Source organism: Pseudomonas halotolerans (assembly GCF_039581215.1).
GTDB lineage: Bacteria > Pseudomonadota > Gammaproteobacteria > Pseudomonadales > Pseudomonadaceae > Aquipseudomonas > Aquipseudomonas tehranensis.
Map to the genome: position 1 here is coordinate 27343 of NZ_JBCNTJ010000024.1, position 19003 is coordinate 46345.

Annotated in this window: 18 protein-coding genes; 8 read left to right on the plus strand and 10 right to left on the minus strand. The window is 61.8% G+C overall.

Going from position 1 to position 19003, the window contains the following annotated elements; translation table 11 throughout:
- Nucleotides 1-76 precede the first annotated feature (76 nt).
- Nucleotides 77-1237: an L-talarate/galactarate dehydratase gene (locus tag AAIS01_RS24625; protein ID WP_343471086.1), complete on the plus strand. Its 1161-nt coding sequence runs from the start codon at nt 77-79 to the stop codon at nt 1235-1237.
- 59 nt (nt 1238-1296) lie between these two features.
- Here AAIS01_RS24625 and AAIS01_RS24630 read toward each other — a convergent pair whose 3' ends face one another.
- Both AAIS01_RS24630 and AAIS01_RS24635 read right to left on the minus strand, forming a co-directional pair.
- The gene (locus AAIS01_RS24630) at nt 1297-2376 is read right to left on the minus strand and encodes an endonuclease/exonuclease/phosphatase family protein (protein WP_343471087.1); all 1080 of its coding nucleotides are present in this window, start codon (nt 2374-2376) and stop codon (nt 1297-1299) included.
- A gap of 91 nt (nt 2377-2467) precedes the next feature.
- The gene (locus AAIS01_RS24635) at nt 2468-3130 is read right to left on the minus strand and encodes a hypothetical protein (protein WP_343471088.1); all 663 of its coding nucleotides are present in this window, start codon (nt 3128-3130) and stop codon (nt 2468-2470) included.
- 177 nt (nt 3131-3307) lie between these two features.
- Here AAIS01_RS24635 and AAIS01_RS24640 point away from each other — a divergent pair, with 177 nt between their 5' ends.
- From AAIS01_RS24640 to AAIS01_RS24650, 3 genes are all read left to right on the plus strand, one after another.
- Entirely contained in the window at nt 3308-4069 is a 762-nt protein-coding gene (locus AAIS01_RS24640) for a DUF2076 domain-containing protein (RefSeq protein WP_343471089.1), read from the plus strand.
- A gap of 125 nt (nt 4070-4194) precedes the next feature.
- Nucleotides 4195-4674 carry a LabA-like NYN domain-containing protein gene (locus AAIS01_RS24645; protein WP_008012653.1) on the plus strand — a complete coding sequence of 160 codons (480 nt, stop codon included), beginning with the start codon at nt 4195-4197 and terminating at the stop codon, nt 4672-4674.
- A 22-nt stretch (nt 4675-4696) separates the two neighbouring features.
- Entirely contained in the window at nt 4697-5308 is a 612-nt protein-coding gene (locus AAIS01_RS24650; RefSeq protein ID WP_047229543.1) for a 3'-5' exonuclease, read from the plus strand.
- A gap of 65 nt (nt 5309-5373) precedes the next feature.
- On the opposite strand, the gene AAIS01_RS24655 is transcribed toward AAIS01_RS24650, so the two are convergent.
- Nucleotides 5374-5826: an Lrp/AsnC family transcriptional regulator gene (locus tag AAIS01_RS24655; RefSeq protein WP_053125600.1), complete on the minus strand. Its 453-nt coding sequence runs from the start codon at nt 5824-5826 to the stop codon at nt 5374-5376.
- Between the two features lie 161 nt (nt 5827-5987).
- On the opposite strand from AAIS01_RS24655, the gene yedA reads away from it, so the two are divergent.
- Both yedA and rhlE1 read left to right on the plus strand, forming a co-directional pair.
- On the plus strand, nt 5988-6890 hold the full coding sequence (gene yedA, locus AAIS01_RS24660; RefSeq protein ID WP_076386438.1) for a drug/metabolite exporter YedA: 903 nt from the start codon (nt 5988-5990) through the stop codon (nt 6888-6890).
- A gap of 57 nt (nt 6891-6947) precedes the next feature.
- Complete coding sequence (rhlE1, locus tag AAIS01_RS24665; protein WP_092459751.1) at nt 6948-8285, plus strand: RNA helicase RhlE1; 1338 nt, start codon at nt 6948-6950, stop codon at nt 8283-8285.
- Nucleotides 8286-8306: 21 nt separating this feature from the next.
- Here rhlE1 and AAIS01_RS24670 read toward each other — a convergent pair whose 3' ends face one another.
- The 7 genes from AAIS01_RS24670 to AAIS01_RS24700 all read right to left on the minus strand — a co-directional run bounded on the left by AAIS01_RS24670 (nt 8307) and on the right by AAIS01_RS24700 (nt 17294).
- On the minus strand, nt 8307-9542 hold the full coding sequence (locus AAIS01_RS24670; RefSeq protein ID WP_343471091.1) for a TIGR03862 family flavoprotein: 1236 nt from the start codon (nt 9540-9542) through the stop codon (nt 8307-8309).
- 160 nt (nt 9543-9702) lie between these two features.
- On the minus strand, nt 9703-10941 hold the full coding sequence (locus AAIS01_RS24675; RefSeq protein WP_343471092.1) for an OprD family porin: 1239 nt from the start codon (nt 10939-10941) through the stop codon (nt 9703-9705).
- A 153-nt stretch (nt 10942-11094) separates the two neighbouring features.
- Complete coding sequence (locus AAIS01_RS24680) at nt 11095-12834, minus strand: acetyl/propionyl/methylcrotonyl-CoA carboxylase subunit alpha (RefSeq protein WP_343471093.1); 1740 nt, start codon at nt 12832-12834, stop codon at nt 11095-11097.
- Nucleotides 12831-14450 (minus strand): 5-oxoprolinase subunit B/C family protein, encoded by a 1620-nt coding sequence (locus tag AAIS01_RS24685; RefSeq protein WP_343471094.1) that lies wholly within the window; start codon nt 14448-14450, stop codon nt 12831-12833. The genes AAIS01_RS24680 and AAIS01_RS24685 overlap by 4 nt, the downstream gene beginning before the upstream one ends.
- A 9-nt stretch (nt 14451-14459) precedes the next feature.
- The gene (locus AAIS01_RS24690; protein ID WP_343471095.1) at nt 14460-15266 is read right to left on the minus strand and encodes a putative hydro-lyase; all 807 of its coding nucleotides are present in this window, start codon (nt 15264-15266) and stop codon (nt 14460-14462) included.
- On the minus strand, nt 15263-16033 hold the full coding sequence (locus AAIS01_RS24695) for a LamB/YcsF family protein (protein WP_343471096.1): 771 nt from the start codon (nt 16031-16033) through the stop codon (nt 15263-15265). Before AAIS01_RS24695 ends, AAIS01_RS24690 begins: the two co-directional genes overlap by 4 nt.
- 28 nt (nt 16034-16061) lie before the next feature.
- Nucleotides 16062-17294: an NRAMP family divalent metal transporter gene (locus tag AAIS01_RS24700; protein WP_343471097.1), complete on the minus strand. Its 1233-nt coding sequence runs from the start codon at nt 17292-17294 to the stop codon at nt 16062-16064.
- A gap of 252 nt (nt 17295-17546) precedes the next feature.
- Between AAIS01_RS24700 and AAIS01_RS24705 the strand changes: the two genes are divergently transcribed.
- Together AAIS01_RS24705 and AAIS01_RS24710 are read left to right on the plus strand one after the other, a co-directional pair.
- Nucleotides 17547-18212, plus strand: a complete 666-nt coding sequence (locus tag AAIS01_RS24705; protein WP_214914238.1) for a GntR family transcriptional regulator — start codon at nt 17547-17549, stop codon at nt 18210-18212.
- 199 nt (nt 18213-18411) lie between these two features.
- Nucleotides 18412-18981, plus strand: a complete 570-nt coding sequence (locus AAIS01_RS24710; protein WP_343471099.1) for a GNAT family N-acetyltransferase — start codon at nt 18412-18414, stop codon at nt 18979-18981.
- The last annotated feature ends 22 nt before the right edge of the window (nt 18982-19003 follow it).

Here is a 19003-nt window from a genome sequence, read left to right on the forward strand (position 1 = left end):
CGGCGAAGGTCTTTTTTATGTCTCTTGATGATTGCGCAATCATCGTCGCCTTCAGAGCCTGTCCAAGGAGAGCCCCATGCTCGTACAACAACAAACACTCAAGTCCTCCGACGACGACCGCATTGCCTGGGTTCGTGTCGCTTCGGTCATCCTGCCGCTGGCCAATCCCATCAGTGATGCCAAGGTGCTCACCGGCCGACAGAAGCCGATGACTGAAATCGCCATCCTGTTTGCCGAAATCGAGACCGTCGATGGGCATCAGGGCCTGGGTTTCAGTTACTCCAAACGTGCCGGCGGGCCGGGACAATTCGCGCATGCCAAGGAAATCGCCCCGGCGCTGATCGGCGAAAACCCCAGTGACATTGCCAAACTCTGGACCAAGCTGTGCTGGGCTGGCGCGTCGGTGGGCCGCAGCGGTATGTCGACCCAGGCCATCGGTGCGTTCGACGTGGCGTTGTGGGATTTGAAGGCCAAGCGCGCCAATCTGTCGCTGGCCCGCTTGCTCGGTGCTCAACGTGACTCGGTGCGTTGCTACAACACGTCCGGTGGCTTCCTGCACACCCCGCTCGATCAGTTGATGAAGAACACCGACCTCTCGCGTGAAAAAGGTATCGGCGGCATCAAATTGAAAGTCGGGCAACCGGATTGCGCCATCGACATTGAACGGGTCAGTGCGGTGCGCAAGCACTTGGGTGACCACTTCCCGTTGATGGTGGATGCCAACCAGCAATGGGATCGCCCGACGGCCCAGCGTATGTGTCGGCAGTTTGAAGCGTACAACCTGATCTGGATTGAAGAGCCGCTGGACTGCTATGACGCTGAAGGCCATGCCGCGTTGGCGCAGCAGTTCGATACACCGATTGCCACGGGTGAAATGCTCACCAGCGTTGCTGAACACGCCGAGTTCATCAAGCAGCGCGGCGCTGATTTCCTGATGCCCGACGCGCCACGAGTAGGCGGCATCACCCCTTACCTGAAGGTCGCATCAATGGCCGAGCAGGCGGGCCTGATGCTGGCCCCTCACTTCGCCATGGAACTGCACGTTCACCTGGCCGCCGCTTATCCGACCGAGCCCTGGGTCGAGCATTTCGAATGGCTTGAGCCGCTGTTCAACGAGCGTCTGGAAACCCGCGACGGTCGGATGTTGGTACCCACTCGTCCCGGTTTGGGCCTGACGCTGAGCGAACAGGTCAAACCCTGGACGGTCCAGGCAGCTGAGACAGGGACTCGACCCTGATCACGTGTGGGTGATGCGGGCCAGCGCCACACTCGTCTGGCGACGAATGTGGCTTGCCGTCACGGCGTGGCCGGCAACAGGAATCGGGCAATCACCGGCAAATGATCGGAGATCCGCAAGGTATCGTCCTGCCGCACCCGAGCCTCGACCCGCTTGATCCGAGGGCTGTAGAACAGGTAGTCGACAGTGCGGTCAGGGCCGTTGAGGCCGGGGTCGTTAGGGTAGTGGGTCAGCCAGTGGGCGCGGTCGATGCCGCTGGCCTCGTTGTTGGTGGGGATCATCGGGTATTTATCCCACAGCAGGTGCAACGGGCTGTCGGCGGAGTAGGGCGTGCGTTGCTCGGCAGGCAGGCGCAGGTATTGGCCCAGGGGGAGCAGATTGAAGTCGCCGCCGATCAGCCAGGGTGTGCCTCGCGATTCAAGTTTGTCCAGGACCTTGCTCACGGCCCTGACCTGATTGGGTAGGGTTTCATCTGGTTGCGTGGCCCGTTCCAGATGCGTGTTGAGCACGACCAGGTGGCCGCCACTGCTCAGTGGCAGGTGACTGACCAACAAAGCGTTTTTCGGCTGGAACTGGCGGCTGATGAAATTGGCCCCGGCCACTGGCAACTGCACCCGTTCCGCTTGATCGATGCGGTAACGGCTCAACGTCGCCAACTGCCGGCCAACGCTGCCGAAGATATGCGGGTCGGGGATGAAATCGGCTTTCCAGTCAAAGGCGCTGGTGCTGCACGGATACAGGTCGGTCAAGCGTTCCTGCAACAACTTGAGCTGGTTCTGGTAGTCGCTGGCCTTGGCGCCGTCGTCCAGTTCCTGGAGCAACACGATGTCCGGTTGCTCGTCGCGAATGACCCTTGCCACTTCGTCAAGGCTGAAGGCCATGTCTTCGGCGGTCGGGCTTTCATCGTCACCCTGGGCCAGGTCGTGCCAGAACACGTAGCGCTTGCCGGCCAGGAACTGGACGTTCCAGGTCATCACCTTCAAGGCCTGGCCAGGCCTGAGCGTTGCGGTGTTGGCGGGGCAACTGACCGGCAGTGCTTCCCGGGGCTGTGGGCGCCAGGTCAGGCTGTAGATCGACAGGGCGGCCAGGCCGAGAATCAACAACAGGCCCAGCAAGGTGTAGCGCAATAGACGGGTCATGGCTCGACTTAAATGGGCAATACGCAAAAGTGATCCCGAGCATAACCGAGAGCAGTTGCCGAGCCCAAGCCCGTCACCTGCGCAGCAGTCGTCAACGGTTGTCAGGTTTTTCCGCGACGAGCATGAACATCCGGAACAGCACCACGGTGGTGAACAGTTGCAGGAAGCTGTGAACGCTGTCGATCAGCAAGGTGATCAGCGGGTTCTGGGGCGGCGGGTACACCGACAGGCTGGCGCCCTTGAGCAGCCAGAGCGGGACCATCACGCAAAGAATGCACAACAGGATGCGCCAGAAACTGCCGCGACTCAGGCGCAGGCTTTCCTTCATGGCTGCCAGCGGCGTCAGGCCGCGCAGCACCAGCAGGTATTCGCCAAAGGCCAGCACCACCATCAGCCAAAGGCCCGGCAGGAAGTACAACGAAATGCCCACCAGAATCAGCAACGTATTGAGTGCGGTCAGCAGGGCAAAGCGTGGCCACAGGGTCAGGGCCGTCGCGAGAAGGTCACGGGGACGGGGCGATTCGCCGCGACTGCGGGCGTCGAGAAACAGAATGAGCGCAGTGGTGTACAGCGGGTATATCAGCAGCCCGACGATCAGGCTGTAGCCGGAAAAGCCTTCGGGGCCCACGACGCTGTCCACGCCTTGTTGCAGCACGGCCTCGAGGATCACCAGCGGCAGGCACAGCTGGGCGATCCGGCCAAGATGGCGCTTGAAGAAATACAAAGAGTCGCGCAGCACGTCAAACGGATTCATGAGTCGGTATCGCAGGTCAAAAAGCGGTCCGACACTTTAACCGATCAGGCGCCTGCACAAGCAAACGTAAACATCAGGTAAAGACCATTGAAACCTCTGTGCCCAGCCCCATTACTGGCTGGCACCGGTCCTGTGGGGCCGGCATGGTTTTCTACCCGGCAATCTGATGAGGTCGCCATGAACAGCGAAGAACAAACCCTGATCGATGGACTGTTTTCACGGTTGCAACAGGCCGAAAAGGATTCAGCTCCGCGCGACGCCCAGGCCGAGGCGCGGATCAAGGAACATATGATCCGCCAGCCCGCAGCGGGTTATTTCATGACCCAGGCGATTCTGGTGCAAGAGACGGCGCTCAACAGCCTCGACGAGCAGAACAAGCAGTTGAGCCAGCAGATCGAGCAGTTGCAGGCGGACCTGCAACAGGCCCGCCAACAGCCTCCAGCGCCCAGCGGGGGTGGCTTTCTCTCGAGTATTTTCGGTGGCAGCTCGCGCGACTCACGTCCCGCGTCAACTCCAGGCGCTTCGCCCGCCAGCGGTGGCGGCTGGCGCGAACCGGCGCAAACTGGCTTCAATGCGCCACCCCAGCAGAACTACGCCGCGCCGCCCGCTAACTACGGCGCCGCGCCACAGCAGGCTCCAGGGGCCGGCAGCTTCATGAGCGGCGCGCTGAAAACCGCGGCTGGCGTGGCCGGGGGCGTGATGCTGGCCCAGGGCATCAGCAGTCTGTTCCACGGTGCCCAGCAGCCTCAGGAAGTGGTCGAGGTCATCGAGCAAGCGCCGGCCCAACCGGTCAATGACACGGCAAGCAGTGACAGCGGCTGGGGCGATGACTCAAGCGTCGCCGGTAACGATGCCTATGGCAACGACCAGGGCGGTTTCGCCGACGCCGACTACAGCGACGATTCATCCTTCTTTGGCGATGACGACTCCTTCGTCTGACCTGCCATTCGTCCGGGGCGCCCTGGTGCCTCGGACCGATTATTCGCGGAACATTCCTCTGGGCTGGCATACTGGGCAACTTTTCGGGCCCGCTCTGCTGGCTTGTGCATTCAAGAGGAAACGCGGTGAAAAAAATCGCAGTGTTCGCCGATGTCCAGAACCTCTACTACACCGTGCGCCAGGCTTATGGTTGCCATTTCAACTACGCGGCCTTGTGGGCCGATGTCAGCAAGCAGGGGCAGATCGTCGAGGCCTACGCGTATGCGATCGATCGCGGTGACAGCAAGCAGCAGCAATTCCAGCAGATCCTGCGCAACCTGGGCTTTATCGTAAAGCTCAAGCCTTACATCCAGCGCAGCGACGGCTCGGCCAAGGGCGACTGGGACGTGGGCATCACCCTGGACATCATGGACGCTGCCGATCACGTTGACGAGGTGGTGTTGGCGTCCGGTGATGGCGATTTCGACATGCTGCTGGAACGCATCATCAGCAAACACGGGGTTCAGGCGGTGGCTTATGGTGTGCCGGGGCTGACGGCCAACTCGCTGATTCGCGCCGCCAGCCGCTACGTGCCGATCGAAGGCGCGTTGCTGCTCAAGAATTGATTTTTACGGAGTTCAGACAGGTTTGGAACGCATCGCAGTCATCGACTTTGAAACCACCGGCATCACGCCGAGCAGCAGTTGCCGGGCCACCGAAATCGCCGTGGTGATCCTCGAACAAGGCCGGATTGTGGATCGCTATCAGAGCCTGATGAACGCCGGTGTGCGCGTGCCTGCGTTCATCGAGCAACTGACCGGCATCAGCAACGCCATGCTGCGCAGCGCCCCGCCCGCGGAAAAGGTGATGAACGAGGTCAACGAGTTCGTCGGCATCACGCCGCTGCTGGCCCACAACGCCGCATTCGACCAGAAGTTCTGGGACTTCGAACTGGGCCGGATCAAGCGCACCCGCCTGCAGAATTTCGCCTGCTCACTGCTGCTGGCCCGGCGCCTGATGCCGACGGCGCCGAACCACAAGCTCGGCACGCTTAACACCTTCGCCGGCCTGCCCCACACGGGCCAGGCTCACCGGGCCATGGCCGACGCCGAAATGGCCGCCAACCTCACCGCGCACCTGGCGACGCAGCTGCGGCAACAGCATGGGCTGCGGGAGTTGTCCCACGATTTGCTGTGCAGTTTGCAGAAAGTGCCGGCGGCGAAGATCAACGAGCACCTCAAGCGCCATCGCGGGTTCTAGGCATACTGCAAAACCCTGTGGGAGCGAGCAAGCCCGCTCCCACAGGTTGATCAGGGGTGAGCAGGTTATTTTCCGTTGCCTTCCAACTGCCCCAACGGCACGCGCTTTTCAATCGCGCTGGACAGCACGATCGAGGTCTTGCTGAAGCCAAACTTGGCGATGCGGTTGATCAGCTCTTCCAGCTCCGGCATCGAGCCGACCGCCGCCTGCATGATCACGCACGGGTCGCCCGTCACCCGATGGCACTCAGTCAGTTGCGGGATTTTGCACAGTTCGTCGTAGGTCTTCTGGTTACCGTGCTGGTTCATCCGCAGTTCGATGACGCACTGCACCGGCAGGCCGATTTTCGCCATGTCGACTTTTGCTTGATAGCCGGTGATCACGCCGCTGGTTTCCAGCTTGCTGACCCGCTCGGCCACGGCCGGGGCCGAGAGGTTCACTTTGCGGGCCAGTTCGGCGTAGGACGCACGACCGTTTTCCAACAGGGCACTGAGCAGCATGCGGTCGTATTTATCCACGGTTCTGGCTCCCAGGGGGCTGGCTTTCGAAAGTACGGTTTATAGCGCTGATCTCCTTGTTTTGAAAAGTGTACGGTTCGGATAAACAGGTTTTGTAACTTATTTTCCGCTTGTCGCCTTTCTAGAATAGCGTCTCTCATTGTCCTGACTTCGAGCTGACCATGCCTGGCCCACGCCGTTTTCCCTTGCCATTGATCGCTGCCTTTTTTGCCTTGTATGTCATCTGGGGGTCGACCTACCTGGTGATTCGCATTGGGGTGGAGCATTGGCCGCCGCTGCTGTTGGCCGGGATTCGTTTCGTGATCGCCGGGTCGCTGATGTACGGTTTCCTGCGCTGGCGCGGGGCGCCGGCACCGACCTGGGCGCAGTGGAAGGCCGGGGCTGTGATCGGCGTGTTGTTGCTCAGCTTCGGCAATGGCGCGGTCAGTGTCGCCGAGCACACGGGCGTGGCGTCCGGGGTGGCGGCGCTGGCCGTGGCGACGGTGCCGTTGTTTACCTTGCTTTGCGGATATTTCTGGGGCGCCCGTAATACCCGGTTGGAATGGGCGGGGATTGTGCTGGGGTTGATCGGCATTGCCATGCTCAATCTGGGCTCCAACCTGCAATCGAGCCCACTGGGCGCGACCTTGCTGCTGTTCGCGGCGGCATCCTGGGCCTTCGGCTCGGTATTGAGCAAGCACCTGCCGCTGCCGGCGGGGGCGATGGCCAGTGCCGTGGAAATGCTGGTGGGCGGTGTGGTGCTGTTGATCGGCAGCGTGGCCAGCGGCGAACACCTGGACAGCATGCCGCCGCTGGAAGGCTGGATAGCGCTGGCCTACCTGACTTGCTTCGGTTCGATCATTGCCTTCAACGCCTATATGTACCTGCTCAAGCACGTCCGTCCGGCGGCGGCCACCAGCTATGCCTACGTCAACCCGGCGGTGGCGGTGCTGCTGGGCATTGTGTTCGCCGGTGAAACCATCGGCATCGAGGAGGCCCTGGCGATGTTGGTGATCATCAGTGCGGTGGTGTTGATCGGTTTGCCCCAGTGGCGCAAACCCAAGCCTGCGCCGGCCGAATCCTGATTTAGGGTAAACTGCCGCGCATTGCACACCTTGCGCTGATTTTCCTACGGTACTTCCATGACTTTCGCCACCCTTGGCCTGATCGAACCCTTGCTGCGCGCCCTTGAGACGCTCGGCTACCAGACCCCGACCCCGGTGCAGGCTCAAGCCATGCCGGCGGTGCTGGCCGGTCGCGACCTGATGGCCGCGGCCCAGACCGGCACCGGTAAAACCGCCGGTTTCGCCGTGCCGCTGTTGCAGTTGCTGACCACCGAGGGGCCGAAGGTCAGTGCCAACTCGGTACGGGCGCTGATTCTGGTGCCGACCCGTGAACTGGCCGAGCAAGTTCACGAAAGCGTGCGCCAATACGCGCAAAACCTGCCGTTGAGCACCTATGCGGTGTACGGCGGCGTCAGCATCAACCCGCAGATGATGAAGCTGCGCAAAGGGGTTGATCTGCTGGTCGCCACGCCAGGGCGCTTGCTCGACCTGTTCCGCCAGAATGCACTGAAGTTCAACCAGTTGCAGACCCTGGTGCTGGACGAAGCCGACCGCATGCTCGACCTGGGCTTCTCCGAGGAGCTGGCGAATATCTACAAAGCACTGCCGAAGAAGCGCCAGACGCTGCTGTTCTCGGCAACGTTCTCCGACGCGATCCGCTTGCTGGCCGGGCAAATGCTCAACGATCCGCTGAGCATCGAAGTGAGCCCGCGCAATGTGGCCGCCAACACCGTCAAGCAATGGGTGGTGACGGTGGACAAGAAGCGCAAGCCAGAGTTGTTTGTGCACCTGATGCGCAAGAACAAGTGGAAACAGGTGCTGGTCTTTGCCAAGACCCGCAACGGTGTCGATGCGCTGGTGGAAAAACTCCAGGGCATGGGCGTCAATGCCGACGGCATCCACGGCGATAAACCCCAGGCCACTCGCCAACGGGCGCTGGACCGTTTCAAGGCCAGTGAAATCCAGATCCTGGTGGCCACCGATGTCGCCGCGCGTGGGCTGGACATCGAAGACTTGCCGCTGGTGGTGAATTTCGATTTGCCGATCGTCGCCGAGGATTACATCCACCGTATCGGTCGTACTGGCCGGGCAGGTTCCACCGGGGAAGCGATTTCCCTGGTCTGCGCCGATGAAGTGAATCTGCTGTCAGCCATCGAAACCCTGACCCGTCAGACGCTGCCACGGCAGATGGAGCAGGACTTCGAGCCTGAGCATCGGGTGCCGGACACTGATGCCAGCGGCCAGGTCATCAAGAAGCCGAAAAAGCCGAAGAAACCGAAAGCCTCGGGCGGTGGCGGCAAGCGCAACCTGGGCAAGTGGGTCGACAGCGGCGACGCCTCGCCCGTGGAGCCTTCGGTCAAGCCGGTGCGCAAAGTCCCGGTGTTCAATACCGGGCCGCGTAAGCGTAAGCCTTGATCTCAAAGGTCTCCTACGAATTCAACCATTCAAGAATTCCAACATCCCTAGGCCAGCCGCCCGGCCGCTGGCAAAGCAGGCCGTGAGCAAATAGCCGCCGGTCGGTGCTTCCCAGTCGAGCATTTCTCCGGCACAGAACACGCCAGGCATCTGCTTGAGCATCAGGCGTTCGTCCAGGGCTTGGAAGGTCACGCCACCGGCACTGCTGATGGCTTCGTCCAGCGGGCGGGTTTTTACCAGGGTGATGGGCAAGGCCTTGATTGCCTGGGCCAGCCGCGCCGGGTCGGCGAAGCAATCGGCAGGTGTTTGCTCGCGCAACAGCGCAGCCTTGACCCCATCGATCCCCAATTGACTGTGCAGGTGCTTGGCCACCGAGCGTGAACCGCGAGGTTTGCTCAACGCTTGCTGGATCTTGTCCAGCGGCCGGCCCGGCAGCAGGTCCAGATGGATCGTCGCGCTACCGTGCTGGTTGATGGCTTCGCGTATCGGTGCCGACAGGGCATAGATCAGACTGCCTTCGATACCGGTAGCGGTGATCACGCATTCGCCGAGGCGCGGCTTGTCATCGTTCAGGCCGATGGCGACATTTTTCAGCGGGGCACCGGCGAATTTGCTGACCATCAGATCGCTCCAGGCCTGCACGTCGAATCCACAATTGCTCGGCTGCAGTGGCGCCAGGGCTACGCCGCGCTGTTCCAGGGGCAGCATCCAGGCACCGTCCGAACCCAGGCGTGACCAGCTACCGCCGCCCAGGGCCAGCAGCGTCGCGTTGGGCTGCAACGCCTTTTCACCGTCGGGGGAGGCCATTTTCAAGCTGCCGTCCGGGTTCCAGCCAAGCCAGCGATGGCGGGTGTGGATCACCACGCCAGCGTCGCGCAGACGCTTGAGCCAGGCGCGCAGCAGCGGGGCGGCTTTCATGTCGGTCGGAAATACTCGTCCGGAACTGCCGACAAAGGTATCGATGCCCAATCCGTGAATCCATTCGCATAACTCGTGCGCACCGAAGGCCCGCAACAGCGGGGCGATATTGGGCGCGCGCTCGCCGTAGCGGGACAGGAACGGCGAGAAGTCCTCCGAGTGGGTGATGTTCATGCCGCCGACACCGGCCAGCAGGAACTTTCTGCCCACTGAGGGCATGGCGTCGTACAGGTCGACCTGTATCCCGGCCTGGCTCAACACCTCGGCCGCCATCAGGCCGGCAGGGCCGCCGCCGATGATGGCGATGTTCGGGGTATGGGGGCGGGCGGTTGGGGTCATGGCGTGAGCTACGGAGGACGGGAATAAGCGGGGCATTCTATCAGCACAGATCCCTGTGGGAGCGAGCTTGCTCGCGATAGCGATCTGTCAGCCAACATCCATGCAAGCTGATCCGCCGCTATCGCGAGCAGGCTCGCTCCCACAGGGAGGGCGGTGATTCTTAGAGCGCTAATGTGTAACTCACGATCAGACGGGTCTCATCCAGGTCATTGCCAAAGTTCGAACGAACCGTCGCGTTTCTGAGTTTGACCCCGACGTTCTTCAGTGAGCCACTTTGGATCACGTAACCGATGTCGGTATCGCGCTCCCACTCTTTGCCTGAGTTGCGGCCTGCGACCTGGGCATTGTCGCCGCTGACATAACGCGTCATGAAGGTGAGCCCAGGGATGCCTAGCGCGGCGAAGTTGTAGTCATAGCGCAGTTGCCATGAGCGCTCCTGGGTGTTGGCGAAATCGTTGATCTGTACGAAGTTGACGAGGTAAGGGTCGCTGTTGGCGATGTAGGGGAACGGGTCGTCACCGCTCATGCGCTGATAGGCGGCTGTGAACACGTTGGCGCCCAGGGTGTAGGAAACCAGCCCGTTCGCTGCCCGGTTATCGAGGGGGCGGAAGTGACCGTCATCGGTACTTTTCGAATAACGCAGATCGAACTTCAGCGACTGTTGTGCGGCGAGGGGAATTTCATAGACGACGCCGCCAAAGAACTGCCGATAGACATTTTCCAGGTTGCCATAGAACAAACTTGTGCTGAGGGTTTTGTTGAAGCTGTAAGTACCACCGGCAAAGCGGAAGTCATCACTGACACCGCCGATGCGGTTACCGGTGAAGTCCTGATAGTTAGAGGAACTGTTGAATTTTATCTGTTCCAGCTTGCCCCCTTGCAGGACCCACTGATCAATGTCGCTGGAAGTCAGTAGCGCGCCTTCGAACGTCGACGGCAACAGGCGCGTGTCATTGCTCGATACCACGGGCGTGCGGAAGGCGAGGGAGCCGACTTTCAAAACAGTTTGCGAAACTTTCGCCTTGGCGGTGAGTTCGAGTTTGGAATATTCGTCCTGTGAGCCGCGGCCGTTTTTCGAACCCAGGTCAGCCGGCAACAGGCCCGTGCCACCGGACCCTTCACCGCCGTCAAGCTTGAGGCCGAGCATGCCAACGGCGTCGATGCCCAGGCCCACGGTGCCGGCGGTATACCCCGACTCCAGGCGCATCATGATGCCCTGCGCCCATTCTTTTGCCGCGTCACGCTGGGCCGTGGGTGGGCCGTTGCGAAAGTCGCGATCAAAGTAGAAGTTGCGCAGTTCTACACTGGCCTTACTGTCGGCAATAAAATCGGCAGATGCCGCCAATGGAAAAACCAACGCGCAGGTACCCGCCACCGCAAAAGCCTTGTTGATCAACATGCTCTTTATGCTCCAGATAACGCCAGATTGAGGGTGTGTGTTTTATCGTTAGTGTCTATGCAACATGACATCGAACATTTTTTTGCGGGCAGCACGCGGCAACCGGGTTATTCACCCGTTGCGCGTGTTATCTGCGTAAGAAAAACGTTTGGATCAGTGAGCGGTTTCGATGCGGCCGATGATCGAGCCGGCTTCGAAATAGGCGCCTGCCTGTTCAGCAATCCGCACCTTGCCGTCAGCAGGGGCCAGGATCGAGGTTTCCATTTTCATTGCTTCGATAACGGCAACCACTTGACCGGCACTCACCGTCTCGCCGTCTTCGACGACCCAGGTATGCAGATTGCCCGCGACCGAGGTGCGTAGTGCCTGTGGATCATCCACCTCGCTTGGGGCCGTGCGTTCGCCCGCCGTGGCCGGGGCGTTCAGGCTCAAGCCGCGCAACAGCTCGGCCGGCAGGCCCAGCTCGTGGCGCTTGCCGTCGATTTCGACGAACGTGCGCAACACCCCAGGGTCGGCCGACATGGCGTTGCGGGGTGCGAGGGTGATCTGGTCAGCGAAGTCGGTTTCGATCCAGCGCGTATGCACGGCGAATCGACCCGCGCCCGTGAAGTCGTCATGGTCCATCACGGCCCGGTGAAATGGCAGTACCGAGGCGATACCCTCGATATTGAATTCGGCCAGGGCGCGCCGGGCGCGCACGATCGCCTGCTCGCGGGTGGCGCCCGTGACGATCAGTTTGGCCATCATCGAATCGAAGGTGCTGGGCACTTGCGAACCGCTGGTCACGCCGCTGTCCAGGCGTACGCCCGGGCCAGAGGGGGGCTGGAAGGCGGTGATGTGTCCGGGGGTCGGCATGAAACCCTTGCCTGCGTCTTCGGCGTTGATGCGAAATTCGAAGCTGTGGCCGCGCGGTGTCGGCGTTTGGCTGAAGGACAACGGCAAACCGTCGGCGATGCGCAGTTGCTCGATCACCAGGTCGACGCCGGTGGTTTCTTCGGTTACCGGATGCTCGACCTGCAACCGCGTGTTGACCTCCAGAAACGACAGCGTGCCATCCTGACTGAGCAGGAACTCCACCGTGCCGGCACCGACGTAACCGGCCTTGGCGCAGATATCGTGGGCGGCCTGATGAATGCGCTGGCGCTGTTCTTCGCTGATAAAAGGCGCTGGCGCTTCCTCCACCAGTTTCTGGTTGCGTCGTTGCAGCGAACAATCCCGGGTCCCTACCACGACCACCTTGCCGTGTTTGTCTGCCAGGATCTGCGCTTCGATATGCCGAGGGCGGTCGAGGAACTGTTCGACGAAACATTCGCCGCGACCAAAGGCCGCTTCGGCTTCGCGCACGGCCGAGGCGAACAGCTCGGCGACTTCGTCCATGCGCCAGGCGACTTTCATCCCGCGCCCGCCGCCACCGAAGGCGGCCTTGATGGCAATCGGCAGGCCATGTTGCTCGGCGAAGGCCAGCACCTGGGCTGCGCCTTCGACCGGTCCCGGCGTACCGGCTACCAGGGGGGCGCCGACCTGTTGGGCCAGTTTTCGCGCCTGGACCTTGTCCCCCAGCACGTCGATGGTTTCCGGGTTGGGGCCGACCCAGATCAGCCCCGCGTCGATCACTGCCCGGGCGAAATCGGCCCGTTCCGACAGAAAACCATAACCTGGGTGCACGGCGTCGGCGCCGCTGCGTTTGGCGACGGCAAGCAGTTTGCCGATATCGAGATAGGTTTCGGCCGGACGCTGACCGTTCAGTGAATAGGCTTCGTCAGCCTGGCGCACGTGCAGGGCATCGATGTCTGCGTCGGCGTAGACGGCGACAGATTGCACGCCGTAGTCGCGGCAGGCACGGGCGATGCGTACGGCAATTTCACCACGGTTGGCGATCAATAATTTTTTCATGGGATTTTCTTCGCATCGGCAGTTGGAAAAGAAGCAGCTGTGCTGGGTTGAATCTCGTGGAATTCATCCAGTGGGTTGAAGCGAATCTGCGCGTTGACCGGTATTTGTCCGGCCAGATCCAGATGATGGCTGGCCACCACGGCGATCACCGGATAGCCGCCGGTCAATGGATGGTCCGCCAGGAACAGCACGGGTTGGCCGCTGGCCGGAACCTGGATGGCGCCCACGCAGGTGCCTTCGCTGGGCAACTCTTGGTGGTTGCTGCGTGTCAGCGGCGTTTCCCCGGCCAGACGAATACCGACCCGATTGGATTGCGCGCTGACCCGCCAGAGTTGGCTGCTCAGGCGCTCGATGGCGTCCTCGGTAAACCAGTCGGTGCGGGGGCCCATGACCACGTCGAGGGTGACGATGTCGCTTGCCGTTGGCAGTTCAAAGGCCGGCGCTTCGTTCAGCGATACGCTGGTGCCCGTGCCGAGTGTTGCAAAACCCAGGCGGTCGCCAGCGGCCAGGGCAGGGGGGCCGACTTGGGCCAGGGTGTCCGTGGACAGGCTGCCGAGCACGGAAGCGACGTCAAACCCGCCGCGAATCGCCACGTAGCTGCGCAGCCCCGCCTTGGGTGAACCGAGGCTGACGCGATCACCCTCGTCCAATTCGATGGGCTGATAGTTAGGTGCTTGCCATTGCAGGCCGCCGGCCGTGGTGATACTGACCGGGGTCTGGGCGCCGGTGACAGCGATCACGGTGCGGCCATGGCAGACAACACTCAAACCGCCGAGTAGCGCTTCGATGCAGGCCATGTCCGAGCGGTTGCCCACGGCGCGGTTGGCCGCTCGCAGGGCACTCAGGTCCAGCGCGCCGGATTTGGACACGCCTTGGCTGGTCTGGCCGGGACGCCCCAAGTCCTGCAGGACGCTGTGCAGTCCGGGGGTGATGATCTCCAGGCAGGCGCCGCTGGGTGGGGCGGCGCGCGTCGGCGGAGTGGGCGCAGGCAAACCGTTGGCCGGAAGAGGGCCGGCATCGGTAAAGCGAACCTTGTAGCCGGGGCGTAACAACGCCGGTTCATCGCGGTTCAGGTCCCACATGCGTGAGGGCGTAACCCCGATGATCTGCCAGCCGCCGGGGCTGGCTTGCGGATAGACGCCGCTGAACTCACCGGCCAGGGCCACGGCGCCGGCGGGGATGCGGGTGCGCGGGGTTTGCCGGCGCGGGACCTGGAAGCCGGCACCGCCGGTGAGGTAGGCGAAGCCTGGGGCGAAGCCGCAGAAGGCCACGGTGTAGTCATGGGCAGTGTGGCGGCGGACCACCTCGTCGCGGTTCAGCCCCAGCAACGTGGCGACCTCGTCGAGGTCTTCACCCGTGTAGTGCACAGGGATTTCCACTCGACGATGTTCGTGCGCGCGGCGCTGGCTCAAATCCTGGACAGCGATACGGTTAACCAGCACCTGGCGTTCGATGGCGCTGGGGCGGAACTCGATCAGCAACGTTCGAGCGGCGGGAATGATGTGCTCCACCCCGGCAATGGGCTCGGCCATCAGGGTGTCGTACAACGCCAGGGTCTGGTCGAGGTCTTTCAATTCGACGAGCAGGGCGTCCAGGTTGACCGGTAGAAAACGCACGGGAGACTCCTAGACGTGGTAGGTGCTGTCAGGCACATCGGTGATGAACATATGGCCCGGCGAATGGGTGATGGCGAAGGGCACGCCCGACGCCATGACCGCTGCCTGGGGCGTCACGCCGCAGGCCCAGAACACCGGAATCTCACCGGGTTCGATGCGTACGGCGTCGCCGAAATCGGGGCGCGCCAGGTCCTGGATGCCGAGCAGCGCGGGCTCGCCGATGTGCACCGGAGCACCATGGACCGAAGGGTAACGCCCGGAAATACTCGCCGCCTGCGCGACACGATCGGCCGGGATCGGGCGCATGGACACCACCATTTCACCGTGCAGACGCCCGGCCGGGCGGCAGGCACGGTTGGTCCGGTACATCGGCACATTGCAGCCATCGGTGATATGCCGCACGTCGATACCGGCCTCTTGCAGGGCAGTTTCAAAGGTGAAGCTGCAGCCGATCAAAAAGGCCACCATATCGTCGTGTTCAGCCCAGGCCTGAGTGGCATCGCTGACTTCCTCGGCCAGCTTTCCATCACGCCAGATGCGGTACAGCGGGATGTCGGTGCGCAGGTCGGCCCCTTCAGCCAGCAGCGTACTCGGGCTGCCGGCGTCGCTGACGTCAAGGATCGGGCAGGCTTTGGGATTGCGCTGGGCGTACAGCAGGAAGTCGTACGCCCAGGCGCGCGGCAGGGCGATCAGGTTGGCTTGGGTCATGCCCGGCGCGATACCCGCCGTGGGGGCAATCAGGCCGTTACGGTAAGTGGTGCGTGCATCGCGGGCAGCGGCAATCGCCGCCTGGCGGGCGAGAGCCAGGGCATTCATGGGCGTGCTCCGGCAAAGGGCAGCAAGGACATGTGCGCTTGTTCCAATACCCGGCGCAGCTCGCGGGCCATTTCCACAGCAGCGGGACTGTCGCCATGGACGCAGATCGAATCGGCTTGGATTCGGGTCAGGCTGCCATCGATGGCTTCGACCGTGCCGTCTTCCACCAGGCGCAGCATGCGTTGGGCCACGAGCTTGGGATCGTGCAGCACAGCCCCGGGTTCGCGCCGTGAAACCAACGTGCCCTGGGGGGTGTAGGCGCGGTCAGCGAAGGCTTCGGCGACACATTGCAAGCCCTCGTTACGGGCCAGTTCGATCAGGCTGGAACCGGCCAGGGCCACCAGTATCAGAGTCGGGTCGACAGCGCGGATGGCGTCGATCACCGCCAGCGCCTGCCGCCGATCGTGAGCAATGGTGTTGTACAAGGCGCCGTGGGGTTTTACGTAGCGCACCGACGTGCCGGCGGCCTTGGCCAGGCCCTGCAGCGCACCAATTTGGTAGATCACGTCTGCAGTCAGCTCATCGCTGGCCACGTCCATGTTGCGTCGACCAAAGCCCACTTTGTCCGGGTAAGCGACATGGGCACCGATGGTGACGTTTTTTGCCACCGCCGCTTTCAGTGTCCGCAAGATGCCGGCCGGGTCGCCCGCGTGGAAACCGCAGGCGACATTGGCGCTGGTCACGACATCGAGCATTGCGGCATCGTCGCCCATACTCCATGCGCCGAAGCTTTCGCCCAGGTCACTGTTGAGATCAATATTTGGCATGAGAGTGGCTCCTTTGTTTCTATCGGGCTCAGACCACGTTGAGGAAGGCGAAGATCGGCCCAACGGATTTGAACGCCATGTACCAGGTCAACAGGCTGGTCAGCGCGCCGAGCACCAGCAGCCAGCGTGGATAATGGTAGCCGCCCATCAAGTCCGACCGGCGCCAGCCAACGTAGATGAAGATGCTCAGGCCGATGGGCAGTATCAGGCCGTTGAACCCACCCGCAAAAAGTAACAGTGCGGCGGGGGCGGTGCCCATCAGGGTGAAGATCAGCAGCGACAGGGCGATGAACACAGTGGTGGCGCGGTTTCGGCCTTTTTCAGTGATGTTCGGCTTGAACACGGTGATGAAGGACATGGAGGTGTAGGCGGCACCGATCACGCTGGTAATACTGGCGGCCCAGAGAATCAGGCCGAACACGCGCAGGCCGAACTGCCCTGCCGCGGCCTGGAAGGCTTGCGCCGCCGGATTGGCGCCTTGGCCGGAGGTGTCGATGACGACGCCACTGGCCACAACGCCGAGGATGGCCAGAAACAGGATGTAGCGCATGACGCCGGTGACCATGATGCCGCTCAAGGCAGCCTTGGACACGGCCTGAAGGTTCTCCACGCCGGTGGTGCCTCGATCCAGCAGGCGGTGAGCCCCTGCGTAGGTGATGTAACCGCCGACCGTGCCCCCGACAATGGTGGTGATGGTGGCGAAGTTGATCTGGTCTGGAAGCACGGTCTGGTACAGGGCTTCGCCCAGTGGCGGGTTGGAGGCGAAGGCGACGAACAGGGTCAGGGTGATCATCACCAGGCCCAGCACGACGATCAGCCGGTCGACGGCAACCCCTGCACGGTGGGAGGAGAAAATGCCGATGGCCAGCAGGGCGCTCAGACCACCGCCCCATTTTGCATCCAGGCCCATCAGGGCATTGAGCCCCAGTCCGGCACCGGCGATGTTGCCGACGTTGAACACCAGGCCGCCGAAGATCACCAGGACTGCCAGCAGGTAGCCGCTCCCCGGGATCGCCTGGTTGGCCAGGTCGGCCGCGCGCATCCGGGTCAGCGAAACAATTCGCCAGACATTCAGTTGAACGACGAAGTCGATCAGGATCGAAGCCAGGATACCGAAGGCGAACGCCGCGCCGATGTTTGCCGTAAAGGTCGCGGTCTGGGTAATGAAGCCAGGGCCGATGGCGGAGGTCGCCATCATGAAGATAGCGGCGATCAGGGAAGAGCGTCGCGCCTTTGTGAACTCATGAGCGATCTGTGTCACGGCATCATTCCTACGGTGGGAGATGATGGGTGTTGAGCAACGAACATGCCAGAACTCAGAAATCTGCCGCAAAGTGTTGATCTATAGCTATTGGATCGTTGAACAATCCTGCGTGCTTAAGGCTACAATTCGCACCGAATTGTAACCTTGTCACTCGCGCGTGTTACTTAATGATGCACGCAGGCCTCTGGCTTCTTGCCTTGCACCAAGCTCTCGTGGAACATCGTGGCTTTCTCTTATCCTGGATTGCACATGAACGACGTTTCACCTTCCCTTCCTCGCTCGCTGGGAGAGTCCATCACCCAGGAAGTCCGCAGAATGCTGGTCGAAGGTGAACTGGTTCCGGGTCAACGACTGTCCGAAGCGGCCCTGGCCGAAAGCCTGCAGATTTCCCGCAACACCTTGAGGGAAGCGTTCAGGGTCCTGACCCGCGAGGGGTTGCTCAAGCATGAACCCAATCGCGGGGTCACCGTGGCGGTGCCCGATATGGCGTCGATCATCGATATCTATCGTGTGCGCCGCTTTATCGAATGCAAGGCCATTGCTCAGGGTTACCCGTTGCACCCGGGGACTGTGCATATGCGCGAAGCGGTGGAGGCGGGTATGCGAGCCCGTGAGGCCAAGGACTGGAAGGCCGTCGGCACCGCCAACATGATGTTCCACAAGGCGATCGTCGAACTGGCCGACAGCCCGCGATTGGTGGTGTTCTACGGGCAGATATCAGCCGAGCTGCGATTGGCGTTCGGCCTGCTCAATGACCCGGAATTCCTGCATATGCCCTATGTCGATATGAACGTTTCAATCCTGCGCTGTATCGAAGAAGGACGATCAGAAGAGGCCACCCGACTGCTCGAAGCCTATCTGGTGCAGTCGGAGCGCACCGTTCTGGCCGCTTACGAGCGCAGTCTTAACCGATAGGGCCTGACCCGCGCGACGAACGTCTCGCCAGCAAAGCCAAGCCTGTCGATAATCGATACTTGGCACAGCCGCGGGCTCATTCAATCAAGGTGAACACATCGCCGGCGTCTCCCACTTTGATTCCGGCACCGGCCGTGGGCAGTTTATTTGGGCGTTGAGATCCGCTTGAGTAGACGTTGGGGCATGGAGAGGAATGAAAATGGAGCCGATACTGGAACTGGAAAGTGCGCGGCTGATACTGCGCCAGTGGCGCGACGCTGACTTGCCGGAGTTTGCCGCCATGTCGGCCGATGCGCAGGTGATGCGTTATTTTCCGGCGCCCTTGAGCCGTCTGGAAAGCGCCGCGCTGATCGGGCGCGTGCGTGGGCATTTTGCCGAGCATGGTTTTGGTTTGTGGGCCCTGCAGCGCAAGGACACCGGCGCCTTCATTGGCTTTACCGGCTTGGGCGTGGTCGGGTTCGACGCGCACTTCACTCCGGCGATCGAGATCGGCTGGCGTCTGGCCCGGGAACATTGGGGCCTGGGCTATGCCAGCGAAGCCGCATGGACGGCCCTGCGGTGCGCGTTCGATCGCCTCCGGCTGGAAGAGGTGGTGGCGTTCGCCGCCGTCGATAACCTGCCATCGCAGAAGGTCATGCAAGCCATCGGCATGCATCATGACCCGGCCGATGACTTCGAACACCCAAAGCTCGCGGTCGGTCATCCATTGCGTCAACATGTGCTCTATCGCATCAACCGTGAACAGTGGCTACAGACCCTGCACGGTTAACCAACACGGACGTTTACAATGC

What these genes read in the sequence shown, in the direction of transcription:
- AAIS01_RS24625 (WP_343471086.1), top strand. Translation starts at nt 77, where the DNA reads ATGCTCGTACAACAACAAACACTCAAGTCCTCCGACGACGACCGCATT.
- AAIS01_RS24630 (WP_343471087.1), bottom strand. Translation starts at nt 2,376, where the DNA reads ATGACCCGTCTATTGCGCTACACCTTGCTGGGCCTGTTGTTGATTCTC.
- AAIS01_RS24635 (WP_343471088.1), bottom strand. Translation starts at nt 3,130, where the DNA reads ATGAATCCGTTTGACGTGCTGCGCGACTCTTTGTATTTCTTCAAGCGC.
- AAIS01_RS24640 (WP_343471089.1), top strand. Translation starts at nt 3,308, where the DNA reads ATGAACAGCGAAGAACAAACCCTGATCGATGGACTGTTTTCACGGTTG.
- yedA (WP_076386438.1), top strand. Translation starts at nt 5,988, where the DNA reads ATGCCTGGCCCACGCCGTTTTCCCTTGCCATTGATCGCTGCCTTTTTT.
- rhlE1 (WP_092459751.1), top strand. Translation starts at nt 6,948, where the DNA reads ATGACTTTCGCCACCCTTGGCCTGATCGAACCCTTGCTGCGCGCCCTT.
- AAIS01_RS24670 (WP_343471091.1), bottom strand. Translation starts at nt 9,542, where the DNA reads ATGACCCCAACCGCCCGCCCCCATACCCCGAACATCGCCATCATCGGC.
- AAIS01_RS24675 (WP_343471092.1), bottom strand. Translation starts at nt 10,941, where the DNA reads ATGTTGATCAACAAGGCTTTTGCGGTGGCGGGTACCTGCGCGTTGGTT.
- AAIS01_RS24680 (WP_343471093.1), bottom strand. Translation starts at nt 12,834, where the DNA reads ATGAAAAAATTATTGATCGCCAACCGTGGTGAAATTGCCGTACGCATC.
- AAIS01_RS24690 (WP_343471095.1), bottom strand. Translation starts at nt 15,266, where the DNA reads ATGAATGCCCTGGCTCTCGCCCGCCAGGCGGCGATTGCCGCTGCCCGC.
- AAIS01_RS24695 (WP_343471096.1), bottom strand. Translation starts at nt 16,033, where the DNA reads ATGCCAAATATTGATCTCAACAGTGACCTGGGCGAAAGCTTCGGCGCA.
- AAIS01_RS24705 (WP_214914238.1), top strand. Translation starts at nt 17,547, where the DNA reads ATGAACGACGTTTCACCTTCCCTTCCTCGCTCGCTGGGAGAGTCCATC.
- AAIS01_RS24710 (WP_343471099.1), top strand. Translation starts at nt 18,412, where the DNA reads ATGGAGCCGATACTGGAACTGGAAAGTGCGCGGCTGATACTGCGCCAG.